Source organism: Streptomyces sp. NPDC054883 (assembly GCF_053610645.1).
In genome coordinates this window covers 124,203-141,023 of sequence record NZ_JBSGYT010000004.1, presented here as the reverse complement: position 1 = coordinate 141,023, position 16,821 = coordinate 124,203, and the positions used below count along the sequence as shown (strand labels likewise).

Annotated in this window: 14 protein-coding genes; 8 read left to right on the top strand and 6 right to left on the bottom strand. The window is 72.4% G+C overall.

What is annotated here, in order from left to right:
* Positions 1-2: 2 nt before the first annotated feature.
* The 5 genes from ACWGH1_RS05275 to ACWGH1_RS05255 form a co-directional block, all read right to left on the bottom strand.
* Entirely contained in the window at positions 3-1,214 is a 1,212-nt protein-coding gene (locus tag ACWGH1_RS05275) for an LLM class flavin-dependent oxidoreductase (protein WP_453356797.1), read from the bottom strand.
* Positions 1,215-1,390: 176 nt separating this feature from the next.
* Positions 1,391-2,167 carry a GNAT family N-acetyltransferase gene (locus ACWGH1_RS05270; RefSeq protein WP_453356796.1) on the bottom strand — a complete coding sequence of 259 codons (777 nt, stop codon included), beginning with the start codon at positions 2,165-2,167 and terminating at the stop codon, positions 1,391-1,393.
* A gap of 42 nt (positions 2,168-2,209) precedes the next feature.
* A complete protein-coding gene (locus ACWGH1_RS05265) occupies positions 2,210-3,226 on the bottom strand; it encodes an ABC transporter substrate-binding protein (protein WP_453408442.1) in 1,017 nt (338 codons plus the stop codon).
* A gap of 54 nt (positions 3,227-3,280) precedes the next feature.
* Positions 3,281-4,045, bottom strand: coding sequence for an amino acid ABC transporter ATP-binding protein (locus tag ACWGH1_RS05260; RefSeq protein ID WP_453354661.1), 765 nt, complete (start codon positions 4,043-4,045; stop codon positions 3,281-3,283).
* A 14-nt stretch (positions 4,046-4,059) separates the two neighbouring features.
* Positions 4,060-5,064, bottom strand: a complete 1,005-nt coding sequence (locus ACWGH1_RS05255) for an amino acid ABC transporter permease (protein WP_453354659.1) — start codon at positions 5,062-5,064, stop codon at positions 4,060-4,062.
* A 747-nt stretch (positions 5,065-5,811) separates the two neighbouring features.
* On the opposite strand from ACWGH1_RS05255, the gene ACWGH1_RS05250 reads away from it, so the two are divergent.
* The 8 genes from ACWGH1_RS05250 to ACWGH1_RS05215 all read left to right on the top strand — a co-directional run bounded on the left by ACWGH1_RS05250 (position 5,812) and on the right by ACWGH1_RS05215 (position 14,613).
* Positions 5,812-7,023 carry an acyl-CoA dehydrogenase gene (locus ACWGH1_RS05250; protein WP_453354658.1) on the top strand — a complete coding sequence of 404 codons (1,212 nt, stop codon included), beginning with the start codon at positions 5,812-5,814 and terminating at the stop codon, positions 7,021-7,023.
* 148 nt (positions 7,024-7,171) lie between these two features.
* A complete protein-coding gene (locus ACWGH1_RS05245; protein ID WP_453354657.1) occupies positions 7,172-7,630 on the top strand; it encodes an RrF2 family transcriptional regulator in 459 nt (152 codons plus the stop codon).
* 169 nt (positions 7,631-7,799) lie between these two features.
* On the top strand, positions 7,800-8,567 hold the full coding sequence (locus ACWGH1_RS05240; RefSeq protein WP_453354656.1) for a GntR family transcriptional regulator: 768 nt from the start codon (positions 7,800-7,802) through the stop codon (positions 8,565-8,567).
* A 65-nt stretch (positions 8,568-8,632) separates the two neighbouring features.
* Positions 8,633-8,860 carry a 4Fe-4S dicluster domain-containing protein gene (locus tag ACWGH1_RS05235; protein WP_453354655.1) on the top strand — a complete coding sequence of 76 codons (228 nt, stop codon included), beginning with the start codon at positions 8,633-8,635 and terminating at the stop codon, positions 8,858-8,860.
* Positions 8,861-8,874: 14 nt separating this feature from the next.
* Positions 8,875-10,218: an ABC transporter substrate-binding protein gene (locus ACWGH1_RS05230; RefSeq protein ID WP_453354654.1), complete on the top strand. Its 1,344-nt coding sequence runs from the start codon at positions 8,875-8,877 to the stop codon at positions 10,216-10,218.
* The gene (locus tag ACWGH1_RS05225) at positions 10,215-11,093 is read left to right on the top strand and encodes an ABC transporter permease (protein ID WP_453408441.1); all 879 of its coding nucleotides are present in this window, start codon (positions 10,215-10,217) and stop codon (positions 11,091-11,093) included. The genes ACWGH1_RS05230 and ACWGH1_RS05225 overlap by 4 nt, the downstream gene beginning before the upstream one ends.
* Positions 11,090-11,845: an ABC transporter ATP-binding protein gene (locus tag ACWGH1_RS05220; protein ID WP_453357206.1), complete on the top strand. Its 756-nt coding sequence runs from the start codon at positions 11,090-11,092 to the stop codon at positions 11,843-11,845. The genes ACWGH1_RS05225 and ACWGH1_RS05220 overlap by 4 nt, the downstream gene beginning before the upstream one ends.
* Before the next feature lie 20 nt (positions 11,846-11,865).
* The gene (locus ACWGH1_RS05215) at positions 11,866-14,613 is read left to right on the top strand and encodes a fumarate reductase/succinate dehydrogenase flavoprotein subunit (RefSeq protein ID WP_453408454.1); all 2,748 of its coding nucleotides are present in this window, start codon (positions 11,866-11,868) and stop codon (positions 14,611-14,613) included.
* A 392-nt stretch (positions 14,614-15,005) separates the two neighbouring features.
* Here the strand turns inward: ACWGH1_RS05215 and ACWGH1_RS05210 are convergent, their stop codons facing one another.
* Positions 15,006-16,673: an amidohydrolase gene (locus ACWGH1_RS05210; RefSeq protein WP_453352778.1), complete on the bottom strand. Its 1,668-nt coding sequence runs from the start codon at positions 16,671-16,673 to the stop codon at positions 15,006-15,008.
* Between the last annotated feature and the right edge of the window lie 148 nt (positions 16,674-16,821).

The following is a 16,821-nucleotide window of genomic DNA, read 5'->3' as shown; positions in this document are numbered from 1 at the left end:
GATCAGGCGACGGGACGGGCGGCGTAGCGGCCGGCCGGGCGCTCCAGGCCCAGCAGTCCGCGCAGGGTGTCCGCCTCGTACGCGTGGCGGAAGACCCCGCGCCGTTGGAGCTCCGGCACCAGCCCCCGGGTGATCGCGGGCAGGTCGTGGGCGAGTACGCCCGGCCGGAGCCGGAAGCCCGACAGGCCCGCCGTCCGCCAGTCCTGGAGCAGGTCCGCCAACTGCGCGCAGGTTCCCGTGAAGACGGCGGTGTCACTGCTGTACGGGGTTTCCGCGAGCGCGTCGAGGCGGTTTCGGCGGGCGTCGGCCGCCGGGGCGTCCTCGTCCAGGAACACGGTGAGGTCCGCGAAGAGGTGCAGCGGCTGCGCCGAGAGTCCGGCGGATTCCCGGGCCTGCCGGATCTCCGCGACGGCGGCGCGGGCCCCTTCGGCGTCGCGCGCGGCGATGTAGCCGACATCCGTGGACCTGGCGATGAGGCCGTACCCGGCGCTGACGTCACCGCGGGCGCCGTCGCCGAGGGCACTGGCGGCGCCCGCCGCACTGACCACCGGTTGCCCCTGCGGTGGACGGGGAGTGATCGAAGGCCCCCTGACGCTGAAGTGCCGGCCCTCGAAATCGATGTAGTGCAGTTTGTCGCGGTCCACGAACCGGCCGGTGCGCACGTCCCGGATCTCGGCGTCGTCGTCCCAGCTGTCCCACAACCTCCGGATCACCTCGATGTGGTCGGCGGCCTCCTCATAAGACTCCGCATCGGGGAGCGGGACCGGTCGGCGCCCGAAGTGCTTTGCTTCGTCGCTTAGTTGTGACACCTGGATGCGCAGGCCCGCCCGTCCGCGGCTGACGTGGTCCAGGGTGGCGATCGCCTTGGATATGTGGAAGGGCTCGGTGTGGGTGGCGGTCACGGTCGGGACCAGCCCGATGTGCCGGCTCAGCGGTGCGACGCGGGCGGCGGTGAGCACCGCGTCCAGTCGCCCGCGGACCTGGTCGGTGCGCCCGTCGGGACGGTCGGCCGAGGACGACTGGAGGGTGAGGGCGTCCTCGAAGGTGACGAAGTCGAGCAGTCCGGCTTCGGCCTCGGCCACGGCATCGGCCCAGTAGCGGGCCGTGAACAGTTCGCCGGGCCGGGCACCCGGCTCCCGCCAGGCGGCAGGGTGCCAGCCCGCGCCGTCGAGCGCGACGGCGAGGTGCAGCGGTGCGGAAGAGGCTGATCTGATCGTGGATGGGGGCGGGGATGCGGGCACGTCGAATTATGCCTTCCTGATCGGCCGTGCGAAAGAGGAGGCCGATGCGCGTCGCGAATGAGGGCATCTGAAAGGGCGGAGAAGAGCCCGTCACCGATATCTCTTCGAAACGCTACGCCCGATAGCGGTGCCATACAATGACCGCAATATTAAGAGGAGTTGGCAGCGGTGTTGCCGGGCGCGCGGACCACCATGAAGGACGGGCGGCGACGCAGGGTGAAGCCGATCGACTCGTACAGCCGGATCGCCGTGGTGTTGCTCGCGGCGGTGTGGAGGAACGGGACGTCGCCCCGCTCCCGGATGCCCGCGGCGACGGCGCGGACCAGCCGCGTCGCCAGCCCCCTGCCCCGGTGGTCGGGATGGGTGCACACCGCGCTGATCTCGGTCCAGCCGGACGGCCGCAGCCGCTCACCGGCCATCCCGATCAGCAGGCCGCGGTGCCGGATGCCGAGGTACGTGCCCAGTTCGACGGTGCGGGGCAGGAACGGGCCGGGCTTCGTGAGCCCGATCAGGCCCAGGATCTCCGGTACGTCGCGCGGGCCGAGCCGAACCGCCTCGGGGGCCGGTTCGGCGCGCAGCGAGGAGTCGATCAGCTGGACGCCGGGCACCGAGCCGACGGTCTCCCATCCGTCGGGTGGGGTCAGCACGCCGGCGAGCGCGGCGGTCCCGCCGTCGCCGACCAGCCTGCGCAGGTCCGCCCATGAGTCCGGGTCGGCCGGGTCCGCGAGGGCGGCGAACGGTGAGACGTCCGACGGGTAGCGTGCGGCGCGGGAGGAGGGGCCGATCTCGGGATGGGCGGCCCGCTCAGCGAAGGCGGCGTGCGGGCCGGACAACGAAGCCCAGGCCGGGTTGTCCAGGACGTGCGGGGACACGGAGGTGCCCGTTTCCGGGCTCGGACTCGTTCTCGGACTTGCGTGCGGGCTCATACGGCGGGATCTCCGTCCGTGGGGCGGCCTGGGGCCTGGGAGTCAGGAGTTGGTCACCGGCAGGCCCGGCGGGTCGACCTCCGAGGTGGTCACCGCCTCGTTGGACAGGTTCCAGGCGGCCAGCACCTGCGCGTACTGGCCGTTCTTGATCAGATGGTTGATCGCGTCCGCCACCGGCTTGGCGAGCCCGCTGTCCTTCTTCGCGGTCCCCGCGATCAGACCCTGGAGCGACTCACCGGCCCCCGAGAAGGAACCGGCGTTGCGCGTGGGCGCCTTGCCGCCCGCCGTCTGGGTGATGTGGTAGGCGATGGACGGGTTCGGGCCGAAGCTGAGGTCGATCTTCTTGCCGCTGAGGGCGAGGTAGGCGCTGTTGGCATCGGGGAAGTTCTTGACGGTGATGTCCTTGCCCTCGGACTGCAGCTTCTTCTGCCACTCCAGCAGGATCTTCTCCTGGTTGGTGCCGGAACTGACCGACACCGTCTTGCCCGCGAGGCTGTGATAGTCACCGCCGAAGTTCCAGGGGTTGTCCTTCAGGACCTCGAAGGCCAGGTTGTCCTGCCGGTAGGAGGCGAACTCGTACTTCTTCTTGCGCTCCTCCGTGACCGTGACGTTCGTGAAGGCCACGTCCACCTTGCCGCTGTCGATGCCGACGAAGAGGTTCTCCCAGGTGGAGTTCTTCACCACCGGCTTGAGCCCGAGGGTCGCGGCCACCAGGCGGCCGAGGTCCGGTTCCGCTCCGGTCAGGGTCTTCTGGTCGGTACCGACGTACGCCAACGGCGGGAAGCCGGCGGGCAGCGCGCCGACGCCGATGACGAGTTCGCCGCGTTCGCGGACGTCGGCGGGCAGCCCGGCGCGGAGGGACTCGACCACCGGGACGGACAGCTCGGCCTGCTGGGCGGCGCCGTTGGACACCGCGCCGACGGTGACCTTGCCGGAGCCCGGTCCGGTGGCCTTGGCATCGCCCCCGCACGCGGTGAGGCCGGAGGCGAGCGCCACGGTGGCGGTGGCGGCGCCGAGGCCGCGAAGGAGTCCGGTGCGCAGGGGGCGTCGGCGTTGCATGGTGTTCCTTTTCGGTTCGGGAAGGGTTGCTCGGGCGGGCGGGGCGCGGCGGAGTCAGAGCACCTTGCTCAGGAACTCCCGCGTACGGGCATGGACGGGCCGGTCCAGCACTTGCTCGGGTGGGCCCTGTTCGACGATGCGGCCGCCGTCGAGGAAGACGATCTCGTCGGCGACCTCGCGGGCGAAGCCGATCTCGTGCGTGACGATGACCAGCGTGGTGCCGCCGGTGGCCAGGTCCTTGATCACGGACAGCACCTCGCCGACGAGTTCCGGGTCGAGCGCGGAGGTGGGTTCGTCGAAGAGGATGACTCCGGGACGCAGCGCGAGGGCGCGGGCGATGGCCACGCGCTGCTGCTGACCGCCGGACAACTGCCTGGGATAGGCGGCGGTCCGGTCTCCGAGCCCGACGCGCTCCAGGAGTTCGCGCGCCACCTCCCGGGCCCGCGGCCGCGGCAGCCGGCCGGTGGCCACCGGGGCCGCGGCGACGTTGTCCAGCACGGTCAGGTGCGGAAAGAGGTTGAAGCTCTGGAAGACGAAGCCGATCCGCCCGCGCTGGGCGAGGATCGCCCGGTCGCTCAGCTCCCTCAGCCGGCCGCCGTGCCGCTGTACGCCGATCAGCTCGCCGCCCACGCTGACGTATCCGGCCTCGGGCTTCTCCAGGTGGTTGATGACCCGCAGCAGGGTGGACTTGCCCGAGCCGGAGCGGCCCAGGACCGCGGTGACCGTGCCCGGCCGCAACGTCAGGCTCACGCCGTCCAGGACCTGGCGGCCGCCGAACCACTTGTGCACGTCGTGGACCTCGATCGCGGCGGGCCGCATGGCGGTGACCTTCGTCATCGCGCCGTCTCCTTCCGGAAGCGGTCCAGCAGATCGCGCAGACCCGTCCGGGCCCGCTGCACGGGGGTGGGGGGTACGGTGCGCAGCGCCCCGCGCGCGTAGTACCGCTCGACGTAGAACTGAACGGCCGAGAGGACGCTGGTGAGGACCACGTACCAGAGGGTCGCCACCAACAGCAGCGGCACCACGTCGCCGGAGTAGGTGCTGCCGAGGCTCTGCACGGTGCCGAACAGGTCGAGCAGGGACACGTAGAAGACCAGCGACGTGGCCTTGACCAGCCCGATCAGCAGGTTGACGTAGCCGGGGACGATCGCCCGCAGGGCCTGCGGAAAGATGATCCGGGCGAACTGGTACCGCTTGGGCAGTCCCAGTGCGGCCGCCGCCTCGTGCTGGCCCTGGTCGACGGAGAGCAGCCCCGCGCGTACCACCTCGGCGGCGTACGCGGCTTCGGCCAGGCTCAGTCCCACGACCGCCACGACGATGTCGGTGGCCTGCCGCGACTCGTCGAAGGTGAAGAAGGCGGGCCCGAAGGGCACCCCGATGCTGAGGGTGGGGTAGAGGGCGCCGAGGTTGTAGAGGAAGAGCAGGACCACGATCAGCGGCACTGAGCGCAGCAGCCAGACGTACGTCCAGCTCACCGACCGCAGTACGGGGTTCGCGGAAAGCCTGCCGAGGGCGAGCAGGATGCCGCCCGCGAGGCCCAGGACCGCGCTGTACGCGGCCACCTGGAGGGTGGTGAGCAGGCCCTCCAGGATGACCGGCCGGGCGAACCAGTACGCGAACCGGTCCCACTGGTAGAAGGGATTGGTCAGCAGCCCGTGGGCCGCTTGTGCCACCAGGACCAGCACGACGGCGGTGGCGATCCACCGCCCGGGCCGGCGGAGCGGGAGCACCCGCTCGGCCGGGGCCGGCGGTCCCGGGGGCGCGCTGAGAACAAGCGATTCGGTCAAGGACACTCCAGCAGCACTCGATGAATCGAAAAATCGAAAAGCAGCCGTCATGCCGGACAGAAGAGGCCGCTGATGTCGTTATCTGCGGCGTAAGCTAGGCAGCCCGGAGAAGGGCTGTCAACGGTCCTGATATCGATGTCGGCGCAAGCGTGCGCCAATTTCATCCGCCATACACAAAACGCCTTCCGGTGAAATGAACCGGGCTGTTGTTCACAGCCCGGAGCTGGTGGGCCCCCTCGGGGCCTCCTCAGCCCGCGTCCGCGCACCGGCCGGCTTCTTGGAGTGACGTACGCGCGCCGCGCGTTCGGCCACCACATGGACGGCGGGAGTCGGCACGTCGCACGCCGGCCCGTACGGGAACTCGTCGCGCCCACGCCTCCCCTGACGGATGGTCCTGTGCGACCCACCCCTCGCGTCGGGTCGGCAGGTCTCTGACCTGCATCGTCTTCCATCCCAAGACCCAACTGTCCACCATTCGGTCAGGCTCTTGCCCGGGAGGGCCACTCCGGGCGAGTATCCCTACCAATTCGACGGGAAAGGTGGGGATGCGGAAGTGCGGTCCTCCGAACGGCGGTTGGTTCGGGGACACCGCCTTCCGATGTCCCCGACGCCGTGCCCCGCAGCGGCGGCTGCCTTCGGGCGCCCTGCCCCGGCCCGGGACGCCCGTCGTGCCCGCGGGCACGTTGAAGAGCCCGCCACCCGACAACGTTCCGGAGTGACCGACATGACCACCGCCACCCCCCACGGCATCACTGTCCGCCCGGCCCCCGCGCCGGGCAGCGGCACCCGGACCCGTCGATGACGCCCGTGCCGACGACACCGACCACGCCCGGCGCCCGGTCCTCCGACGCGCGGCGTCGCGCGCTCCTGCGTACAGCCCGCGACGTGGCGGACGACCTCGCCGCGGACGCCATAGCCCGCGACCAGGCGGGCAAGCCACCGATCGACGAGACGGCCCGGCTGCGCGAGGCCGGCCTGCCGGCGGCCCTCACCCCGCCCTCGTCGGGCCGCGGCGCGGACTGGCGTACCGGATGCGCCGTCATACGGGAGATCGCCGCGGCGGACAGCTCCATCGGCGACCTGATCGCCCGCCACTACGTACACGCGTGGAGCGGACGCTTCTACGCGGCTCACCACCAGGCGGCCGGACTCGAAGAGGAGTCGGTGCGCGAGCGGTGGCTGTGGACCGGCGCGATCCGCACTCCCGCACCCGATGACGACACCGGGCGACCGGACCTCACGCTGAGGCCGCGCACCACCGGCTACGTGCTGAACGGGTGCCGGTCCGTGGATACGGCGGTGACCGTCGCCGACCAGATCATGGTGGACGCCGTGTGCGCCGTGACAGGTGACGTCCTGGTCGTACGAATCCCGCCCGGCGCGCGGGGCGTGACCGTCGAACCCGCCCGCGACCGTCTCGGGCAACGCGTCGCCGGCGCGGGCCAGGTCGTCCTCGACCGGGTCGCGGTCGCGCCCGGGCAGGTGCTGGGCCGCCGGCCGCACGACAAGGAGTCGACCGCGCCGTTCACCGCGCTCGCCGAGCCGGCGCTCCGGCTCGCCCTGTGCCATGTCGGCCTCGGCATCGCCGAGGGCGCCCTCACGGAAGCGCGTGACCTCAGCAGGGGCGGCCGCGCATACCGGCCGGCCGGTGCGGACCCGGATCTCCTCCTGACCTACGGGGAACTCGCCTCTGCCGCTCAGACCGCCACCGCGGTGGTCGACCGGGCGACGGAGGTGATGGCGCAGGCCCTCGACACGGGCGCGCAGCTCGATGCCGAGGAACCCGCGGGCGTGGCCGCCCTGGTCGCCACGGCCGAGACCGTGACGGCGAAGGCCGCGCTGCACATCACCGCCCGGGTCCTGGAACTCGCCGATGCCCCCGGCCTGGACCGGTTCTGGCGCAACGCCCGCGTACTGACGGCCGACCGACCGGTCGCGCACCGCCTGCGCTCCATCGGCGAGCACTACCTCAACGGCTCCCACCGCGCGGTGGCGGCGGCCTTCCACTGACACGGAGCACCGCAAGGGGGGACGCGGAGCACCGCACGGGATGCGGATCCGCGACCCGCCCCCTCGGCTACCGGGCGCGAGCACCCGTCCTGCAGCCTGTCCCCACCCGCGACGGACGGCGGCCCAAGCTGTACGGGATAATGTCCGTATGCGGATCTCAGCCAGGGCGGACTACGCGGTACGAGCCGCGCTGCAGCTTGCCGCGTCACAGGATGACGAGCCACTGAAGGCCGAGACCATCGCCGACGCCCAGCAGATCCCGCACAAGTTCCTCGAGGGCATCCTGAACGACATGCGCCGAGGCGGTCTCGTACTCAGCCGGCGCGGCGGCAACGGCGGCTACCGGCTGGCCAAGCCGGCCCGGTCCATCAGCATCGCGGATGTCATCCGCGTCGTGGACGGACCGCTCGTCTCGGTGCGCGGGGTGCGCCCCCCGGACCTGTCCTACACCGGCCCCGCCCAGTCGCTGCTCCCCCTGTGGATCGCACTACGGGCCAACGTGCGCGAGGTCCTCGACGGCGTGACGCTCGCCGACGTCGCCTCGTCCGACCTGCCGGCCGACGTATCCGCGCTCACCCGGGCCCCGGAAGCCTGGACCAATCCATGACCCCCTGACCGCATCGTGGCCGCCCGGTCGTCCACGATGCGGGCGCCGCAGTGGCGGAACTCGCCACTTTTCCACTGAAACAGCAGGTCAGAGCGGTACGCATGGGGCGTCAGGTGGCGCAATACTGCGGCAACACCATGGGGATCGCTCTGCCGGTACGTTCCCTTCCATGCCAGCCGAACCCGCCCCCGCCACCCTCCCGGTCGCCGCCGCGCGCCGCCGACGGCTGCGTGCGGACCGGGCCCGGCAGCTCGCCGACCTGCTGCGCCACCAGATCCTGGCGGGCGGCTTCCCCGGCGGGGTCCTCCCCCCGGAAAACGCCATCGCCGCCGACTACCGGACCAGCCGCAACACCGTCCGGCAGGCACTGGACCTGCTGCGCGGCGAGCAGTTCATCGACCGGCAGCCCGGCGTCGGCACCGTGGTGGTCTGCGAGAAGTACCCGCACGGCCTGGACCGCCTCCAGGGCCTGGCCGAGACCCTGCACGAGCACGGCCGGGTCACCAACGAGGTCCGCACCGTCGGCCCCGTCACCGCCCCGGGCCCGGTCGCCCGACGGCTGGGCCTGCCCGAGCACACCGACGTGCTCTGTATCGAGAGGCTGCGCCGCCTGGGCGGACTGCCGCTGTCGCTCGACCTGTCCTACCTGCCCATGGACCTGGGCGGCGAACTGCTCGGCTGCGACCTGGAGAACACGGACGTGTTCCGGCTCCTGGAGTCACTGACCGGGGGCCCGCTCGGCCATGCCGAGATCACCCTGGAGGCCGTCAACGCCGACGCGCACTCCGCCGCGGTGCTCCAGGCCCCGCGGGGGGCCGCCGTACTGATGCTGGAACGGCTGACGCATCTGCCCGACGGCCGGCCGGTGGACCTGGAATTCATCCGCTTCCGCGGCGACCGCATCACCATGAACGGTGTGCTGCGCCGTTCCTTCTGAGCCCGCGAGCTCCGCCTTCCTCCATTCCCCGTGTTCCCGGCCCTTCCGGGCCTTAGGAGACAGCCATGCCGCTTGTTCCGCAACGCGCCGACGTGCCCGTGACCATCGACGAGTCCAAGTGCATCGACGGCTGCACGCTCTGCGTCGACATGTGTCCGCTCGACTCGCTCGCGATCCGCGAGGACACCGGCAAGGCCTACATGCACGTGGACGAGTGCTGGTACTGCGGCCCGTGCGCGGCCCGCTGCCCCACCGGCGCGGTCACCGTCAACATGCCCTACCTGCTCCGGTGAAAGGCCGAACTCCCATGAACAGCAAGAGAATCCCCCTCCTTCCGCTCGCCCTGCTGCTGCCGCTGGCAACCGGATGCGGCGCCGCGGCCGGCGCCGACGGCAAGGCCGGGCCGAAGACGATCACGGTGACGGTCGGCTACCAGTCGAAGACCATCAACACCGTCACCGCAGGCACCCTGCTCCGCTCCCTCGGTTACTTCGAGGAGGAGCTCGCGGCCCGCGGGAAGAAGGACGGCACCACTTACAAGGTCGACTGGCAGGACTACGCGACCGGCGCGCCGATCACGGCCCAGATGACCGCCGGGAAGATCGACATCGGTTCGATGGGCGATTTCCCGCTGCTGATCAACGCGGCCCGCGGCAAGGAGCTCAAGCAGCTGACCCGGCTGGTCGCGGTCACCGGCTACAACCTGCGCGGCGGCCTGAACACGGTGGTCACCGCCCCCGACTCGCCGCTGCGGTCGCTGGCCGACCTGCGCGGCAAGAAGGTCTCCACCAGCGTCGGCTCGGCCGCCGACGGCACGCTGGTCCGGGCCCTCCAGAAGGCCGGCATCGACCCGGACAAGGACATCCACAAGCTCAATCAACAGCCCAGCGTTGGTGCTTCGGCCCTGGCCGCGGGCAGCGCGGACGCGCTTTCCCAGTTCGTCGCCTGGCCCGGCCAGCTGACCTTCGAGGGCCGCGCCACGGCTCTGTACGACGGAGCCGAACTGGACCTGCCGACCTTCCACGGGGTCACGGTCCGGGAGAAGTTCGCCGAGGACCGGGCCGGGGTCCTCGACGACTTCCTCAAGGCGCAGCGACGGGCCACCGACTACCTGCGCGAGCGGCCGGTCGCCGCCGCCGAGTCGGTCGCCGAGGCCACGGGGCTGCCGGCCGAAGTGGTCTACCTCTACAACGGTGCCAACGGCATCGCCACCTTCGACCCGGAGCTCCGCCCGGAGCTGATCGCCGCGCTGAAGGAGGACGTGCCGGTGCTCAAGACCGCCGCGCTGGTCGGCGACGTCGACGTGGACGCCTTCGTCGACCCCGCGCCGCTGAAGCGGGCCGTGCAGGCCCCGGCCTACCCGCCGGCGAGCGCCGCCAAGCCCGAACTCTGGCTGAAGGGCCAGACCACCACCCGCACGTTCGACAACCCGAAGGAACTGCTGAAGGCCGCCAAGGGCGCGGACGTGCGGGCCGCGTACGTTCCGGACGCGCTGACCGGCACCCTGTGGTTCGCCGACAAGGCGGTGTGGGTGACGGACGGCGCCGAGCTGCGCGCCTTCGTCACCCCGGCCAGTGCCAAGCGGTACGTCGACGGTCATGCCGGGGCGCGCATCGTCAGCTACACGGACGCCGTGGGTCTGGCGTCATGAGCGCGGGCCGCCGGCTGCTGCGCGCCGCCTCACTGGTCGTGGCCCTCGGGCTGTGGCAGCTGCTGACGTCCCTGGACGTCAACCTGTGGCTGCGGTTCGAGCAGTTCCCGACGGTGGGCGAGGTGGCCTCCGCCTTCGCCGACCGGCTCGGCACCGGCCCGTACTGGCAGGACCTGGGATACAGCCTCCGGCGGATCGTGGTGGGTTTTCTGCTGGCCGCCGTGCTGGGGGTGGCGGCCGGCACGGCGATCGCGCGATCGCGGTGGGCCGCCGACCTGCTGGGTCCGCTGATGGAGGTGGTGCGGCCGGTGCCGGCCATCGCCCTCGTTCCGGTGGCCATCCTGCTGCTGCCGACCAACGAGCAGGGCATCGTGTTCATCACCTTCACCGCAGCCTTCTTCCCGGTGGTGGTGTCCACCCGGCACGCGGTCCGGGCGCTCACCCCGGTCTGGGAAGAGGCGGTGCTGACCATGGGAGGCGGCAGGCTCCGGGTGCTGTTCTCGGTGGTGCTGCCCGGCGCCCTGCCGGGCGTCTTCGGTGGTCTGTCCGTCGGCATCGGTGTCGCGTGGATCTGCGTGATCTCCGCGGAGATGATCTCCGGCGAGTACGGGGTGGGCTACCGCACCTGGCAGGCCTACACGATCCTCGACTACCCGGCAGTCTTCGTTGGGATGGCCACCATCGGAGCCCTCGGATGGCTCACCTCGACGGCGGTGGAGCTGCTGGGCCATCGCGCCACGGCCTGGCTGCCCCGCCCGGCCGCACGCGGTGGTGCCAGGGCGAAGCGGCCGGCGTCCCGCAGGGCCGCCGGCGCCCCCGCCGCCGCGGGCGCCGCGGCCCTCACCGCCGTTCCCCGGAAGGAACCGGTCCCGTGAACACCACGACCCTGCCCACCGTATCCCCGCCGACGGGCGCCGCACTCGCCCTGCACGAGGTTCGGCTCGGCCACCCGGACGGCGCTGCTCTGCCGGGCACGGTCACCCTGAGCATCCCGCCGGGCGAACTGCTGGCCGTGGTCGGGCCCTCCGGGTGCGGGAAGTCCACCCTGCTGCGCACCCTCGCCGGGCTGCTGCCACCGCTGGACGGGCAGGTCACCCTCGACGACGAGCCGATCACCCGGCCCGCCGCCGACCGGGCCCTGGTCTTCCAGCACGACGCCCTGCTGCCCTGGCGCACCGCCAGCGCCAACGTCCAACTCCCGCTGGCGATCCGCCGGGTCCCGCGGGCCGAACGGCGGCGGTGCGCGGCCGACTGGCTGGACCGGGTCGGTCTGGCCGAGTACGCCCACAAGCTGCCGCACCAACTGTCCGGCGGGCAACGACAGCGGGTCCAGCTGGCCCGCGCCCTGGCCGGCCGGCCCCGCGCGGTCCTGATGGACGAACCCTTCGGCGCGCTCGACGCGCAAACCCGCGCCGAGATGCAGGACCTGCTGGTGGACATCGTGCGGGGCACGGGCGCCACCGTCGTCTTCGTCACCCACGACGTGGACGAGGCCCTCCTCCTCGGCGACCGGGTCGCCCTGCTGGGCACCGGCCGGGTGCTTGACGTACCGCACCCGCGCGAGCGGGCCGCGCAACACGCCCCCGGCACCGCCGATCTGCGCCGCCGCATCCTCGAATCCCTCTGAAAGGCACCTCCGTGGAGACCATGGTGGACACCCCCCTGCCCGTTCCCGCTCTCGCCGACGCGACCGAGCTGTCCTGTGACGTCCTCGTCATCGGCGGTGGGACCGCCGGCACGATGGCCGCGTTGACCGCGGCCGGACGCGGTGCGCGGGTGCTGCTGCTGGAGAAGGCGCACGTACGGCACTCGGGCGCGCTGGCCATGGGCATGGACGGGGTCAACAACGCGGTCATCCCGGGCCGGGCCGAGCCCGACGACTACGTCGCCGAGATCACCCGCGCCAACGACGGCGTCGTCGACCAGTCCACCGTCCGGCAGACCGCGACCCGCGGCTTCGCGATGGTCCAGCGCCTGGAGTCGTACGGGGTGAAGTTCGAGAAGGACGAGCACGGCGAGTACGCGGTCCGCCAGGTGCACCGGTCCGGCTCGTACGTATTGCCGATGCCGGAGGGCAAGGACGTCAAGAAGGTCCTCTACCGGCAACTGCGGCGCCGCGAGATGCGGGAGCGGATCCGCATCGAGAACCGGGTCATGCCGGTCAGGGTGCTCACCCACCCGGGCGACGGCCGGGCGATCGGCGCGGCCGGGTTCAACACCCGCACCGGGGAGTTCGTGACCGTCCGGGCGGGTGCGGTGATCCTGGCGACCGGCCCCTGCGGCCGGCTCGGACTGCCGGCCTCCGGCTACCTGTACGGGACGTACGAGAACCCGACCAACGCCGGTGACGGCTACGCCATGGCCTATCACGCGGGAGCCGCGCTCACCGGGATCGAATGCTTCCAGATCAACCCGCTGATCAAGGACTACAACGGGCCCGCCTGCGCGTACGTCGCGAACCCGTTCGGCGGCTACCAGGTGAACCGGCACGGCGAGCGGTTCGTGGAGTCGGACTACTGGTCGGGGCAGATGATGGCCGAGTTCGCCGCCGAACTCGCCTCCGACCGGGGCCCGGTGTACCTCAAGCTGAGCCACCTGCCGGAAGAGACCGTCACCGCAGTCGAATCGATCCTGCACACGACCGAGCGGCCCACCCGCGGCACGTTCCACGCGGGCCGCGGCCACGACTACCGCACCCACGACATCGAGATGCACATCTCGGAGATCGGACTGTGCGGGGGCCATTCCGCCTCCGGGGTACGGGTCGACGCGCACGCCCGCACCACCGTGCCCCGCCTGTACGCGGCCGGAGACCTGGCCTGCGTGCCGCACAACTACATGATCGGCGCGTTCGTCTTCGGCGACCTGGCCGGCGAGGACGCCGCGCGGTACCGGGCCTACGAGGGCGAGCTGCCCCGGGACCAACTGGCCGTCGCCCACGAGCTCGTCTACCGGCCGCTGCGCAACCCCCAGGGCCCGCCCCAGCCACAGGTGGAGTACAAGTTGCGGCGGTTCGTCAACGACTACGTGGCACCGCCGAAGACGGGGGCGAAGCTGTCCCTGGCCGTGGAGGCGTTCACCCGGATGTCGGAGGAGATCGCCGGGATGGGGGCGCGCACCGCACACGAACTGATGCGGTGCGCGGAGGTCGGCTTCATCCGGGACTGCGCGGAGATGGCCGCCCGGGCCTCGCTGGCCCGCACCGAGTCCCGGTGGGGCCTGTACCACGAGCGGGTGGACCACCCGGAGCGCGACGACGCGGGCTGGCTGCACCACCTCGACCTGCGCAAGTCGCCCTCCGGAGCCATGGAGTTCACCGCACGGCCCGTCGAACCGTACGCGGTCCCGGTGCCGGGGTTCGCGCCGGCGCCGGGGCCGGAGCGCCCGCTGGGCGAGGTCGCGCTGGTGCCGGTGGCCACGGCCGGCCCGCGGGACGCCGCTCCGGCCGGCCGCCCGACCGCGGCCGCGGCGGGGTCCGCCCCGACGCCCGCCCCGGCCGAGGCTCCCGAGGTGGCCGCGCCCGGCGCCGCCCTCCTCCGCCTGCTCTCCCTCGCCGAGGAGTCGCCCGACCTGGACGCGCTCCGCCCCTACCTGGCCGACGCCGACCCTGGCGTGCGGGCGGCCGCGGTCGCCGCCCTCGGCGAGACCGTACCGATCGGCGCCGGGCCCGCGCTCGCCGCATGCCTACGGGACACCGCACCGCGGGTCCGGGCCGCTGCCGCGGCCGCACTGCGCGAGCTGGTCGAGGTACTGCCGGCCGAATCGGAGTTGGGGGACGGCCTGCGGGCGGCACTGGGCTTCGCCGACCCGACCGTCCGGGCCGCCGCGCTCGACGTGCTGCGCACGCTGCGGCTGGGTGAGGCCGCAGTGTACGCCGCCGCACTCGCCGACACCGACATAGAAGTCCGTACCACCGCCGTCCGTGCCCTGGTCTCGGTCGACGCCGTGCCGGAACTTGCGGTGGCCGCCGCCGACCCGGCCCGAGAGGTCCGGGTCGCGGTGGCCCGGGGACTGGCGGCCGTGCACGCCCCGGCACCGGCGCCGCTCGACCCGCTGCTGGACGACGCCGACCCGTTGGTCCGCGGAGCCGCCCTGGCCGCGCTGGGCGTCATCGGCTGCCCGCCCGAGTACGCCGCGCGCGCCGCGGCGGCGCTCGGCGACCCCGCGTGGCAGGTCCGGACCGGCGCCGCGACCGCCCTCCGGGCGGCCCCACCCGCCTCGGCGGTCCCCGTCCTTGCCGAGGTGCTGTCCGACCCGAACGCGGATGTCCGCAAGGCCGCCGTCCTCTCCCTCCTCGCCCACCGCGACGTCCCCCAAGCGCGCACCGCCCTCGCCACGGCGGCCACCGACCCCGACGCCGACATCCGCGCCTACGCGTCCCGCGCGGCCACGTGACCGGCACGGTGACGAGTCCTGCGGCGACCGGCGACCGCGAAAGGGTTCAGCGCGTCGTCCTTCCCTGGCCGGACGTAGACATTGGGACCGGGGAGGGCGGCGAGCGTCGAGACGATCGCTTTGACCGCGTCGACGCGATCGGGCCAGCAGCCCGCGGGGCGGATACCGGCGGGTTCGCCGTGCGGCCGACCCGCCGGCACAGGCCGGCGAGCCGCGTCGACTCCGGACCGGCACCCCGCCCGGCCACGGCAGGACCACTCCTCCACCGACCCGACACCGGCTCGCTAACGGCTGCGGTGCGGGATGCGACGCCCGGCAGTCGATGCCCGTTCAGAAGTGGACCACCTGACCCCCGCGGCGACCTCCCTCGCACGGCGCCGGAGACGCCTCGCCTATGACCCCGGTCGCGGGGCAGCCCGGTGGACCACCTCGCCCGCGACCACCACCGTCTCGGCCACCGTGCCCGGGATGCGTTCCGGGGCCACGGCCAGGATGTCCCGGGACAGCACCACGAAGTCGGCCGCCTTGCCCACCGTCAGCGAACCCCGCTCCGTCTCCAGGAAATTGGCGTACGCCGAGCCCATCGTGTAGCCGTACACCGCCGTCGCGACGTCCACCGTCTCGGCCGGCTGCCACGGATCGCCGCCGCCCAGCGGGCGGCGGGTGACCGCCGTGTAGATACCGATCATCGGGTCCATCTCGGCCACGTTCCAGTCGCTCGAGAACGCCAGCACCGCGCCGGCCCCGTGCAGGCTCCGCATCGGCCATGCCTTGTGCCAGCGCCCCTCGCCCACGTTCTCCGCCCAGTCCTGGCCGGGCCCGGCGATCTCCGGCGCGCAGTGCCTCGGCTGCATGCAGGCCACCACACCGAGCCCGGCGAAGCGCGGCACGTCCGCCGGGTCCAGGCATTCCACGTGCACCACTTGGTGGCGGGCGTCGCGCGGCCCGTTGACCGTACGGGCGTGTTCCACGGCGTCCAGGACCGTACGGATTCCCCGGTCGCCCGTGGCGTGCACGAAGCACTGGAACCCGCGCGCGTCCAGCCGCGCCAGCAGCTCCGCGAACTCCTCCGCCGGGTAGAAGGTCTCGCCGCGGTGCACACCGCAGCCGGTGTACGGCTCCAGCAGCGCGGCCGTGCGCGGCTCGACCACGTCGTCGATGTACAGCTTGAGCGGCCCCACCCGCAGACGGTCCCCCGCGTACGTCCGGGCCGCCGACGCGAACGCGTCGAGTTCCTCCTCCGTGGTGCCGCGCGGGTGGAACAGCGCCGCAACGATCCGCGAACGCAGCCGGCCCTCGGTGCGGGCCCGCTCGTACAGCTCCAGGTCGTCCAGGGAGTTCTGCGGTTCCACCACCGTGGTGATGCCGAAGCCGATCGCGTCGTCCAGGCTCTTGGCCAGCCGGCCGTACTGCCGGTCCGGCGAGGCCCACGGCACCCCGAGCTCGCGCAGCGCGCGGTGGCCGTCCCGGGAAAGGCCCTTGATCGCGAAGTCCTTGACGAAACCGGTGGGTTCACCGGTCTCCGGGTCGACGGCCGCGGTGCCGAAGGGCAGGTCGGTGCGGTCCTTCGCGACCCCCAGCCGGCGCATCGCCGCCGTGTTCAGCCAGGCCGTGTGCACGTCGTACGAGAGCACGATCGCCGGGACGTCCCCGGTGACCGGGTCCAGGTCGGCGGCGGTGGGCATCCGTCCGCCGGGGATCGCGGAGTAGTCGAACGCCTCGGCCTCGATCCACGCGGCGTCCGGGTGGGCTTCGCGCCAGGCGCCGATCCGGTCGAGGATCGCCTCCAGGGTGCGCACCCCGGCGAGTTGTACGCACGCATCGTCGGAGCCGAGCCGGACGTGGTTGTGGGCGTCGATGAAGCCGGGCAGCACCAGCCGACCGCCCGCGTCGATCCGCTCGGTGTCCGGGCCCGCCCACGCGACGGCTTCCGCGTCCGGGCCGATCCAGACGATCCGGCCGTCGGACACGGCCAGGGCCTCGGCCTCGGGGAGGCCAGGATCGACGGTGTGGATACGGGCTCCGGTGAGCAGCAGATCGGCAGGGAAGGGGTGCGGCATGGTTGGTGCTCCTGTGCAGAGGTGTCGGTGCGGGGGTGGGGCGGGCGGGTACGTCCCCTCGCACACGGGGGGGCGCACAAGGGGCGCACATGGGCGTGCTTGAGGGCGTACGGAGCGAGTCGGGGGCGCAGCCGGCGAGTACGCCGCG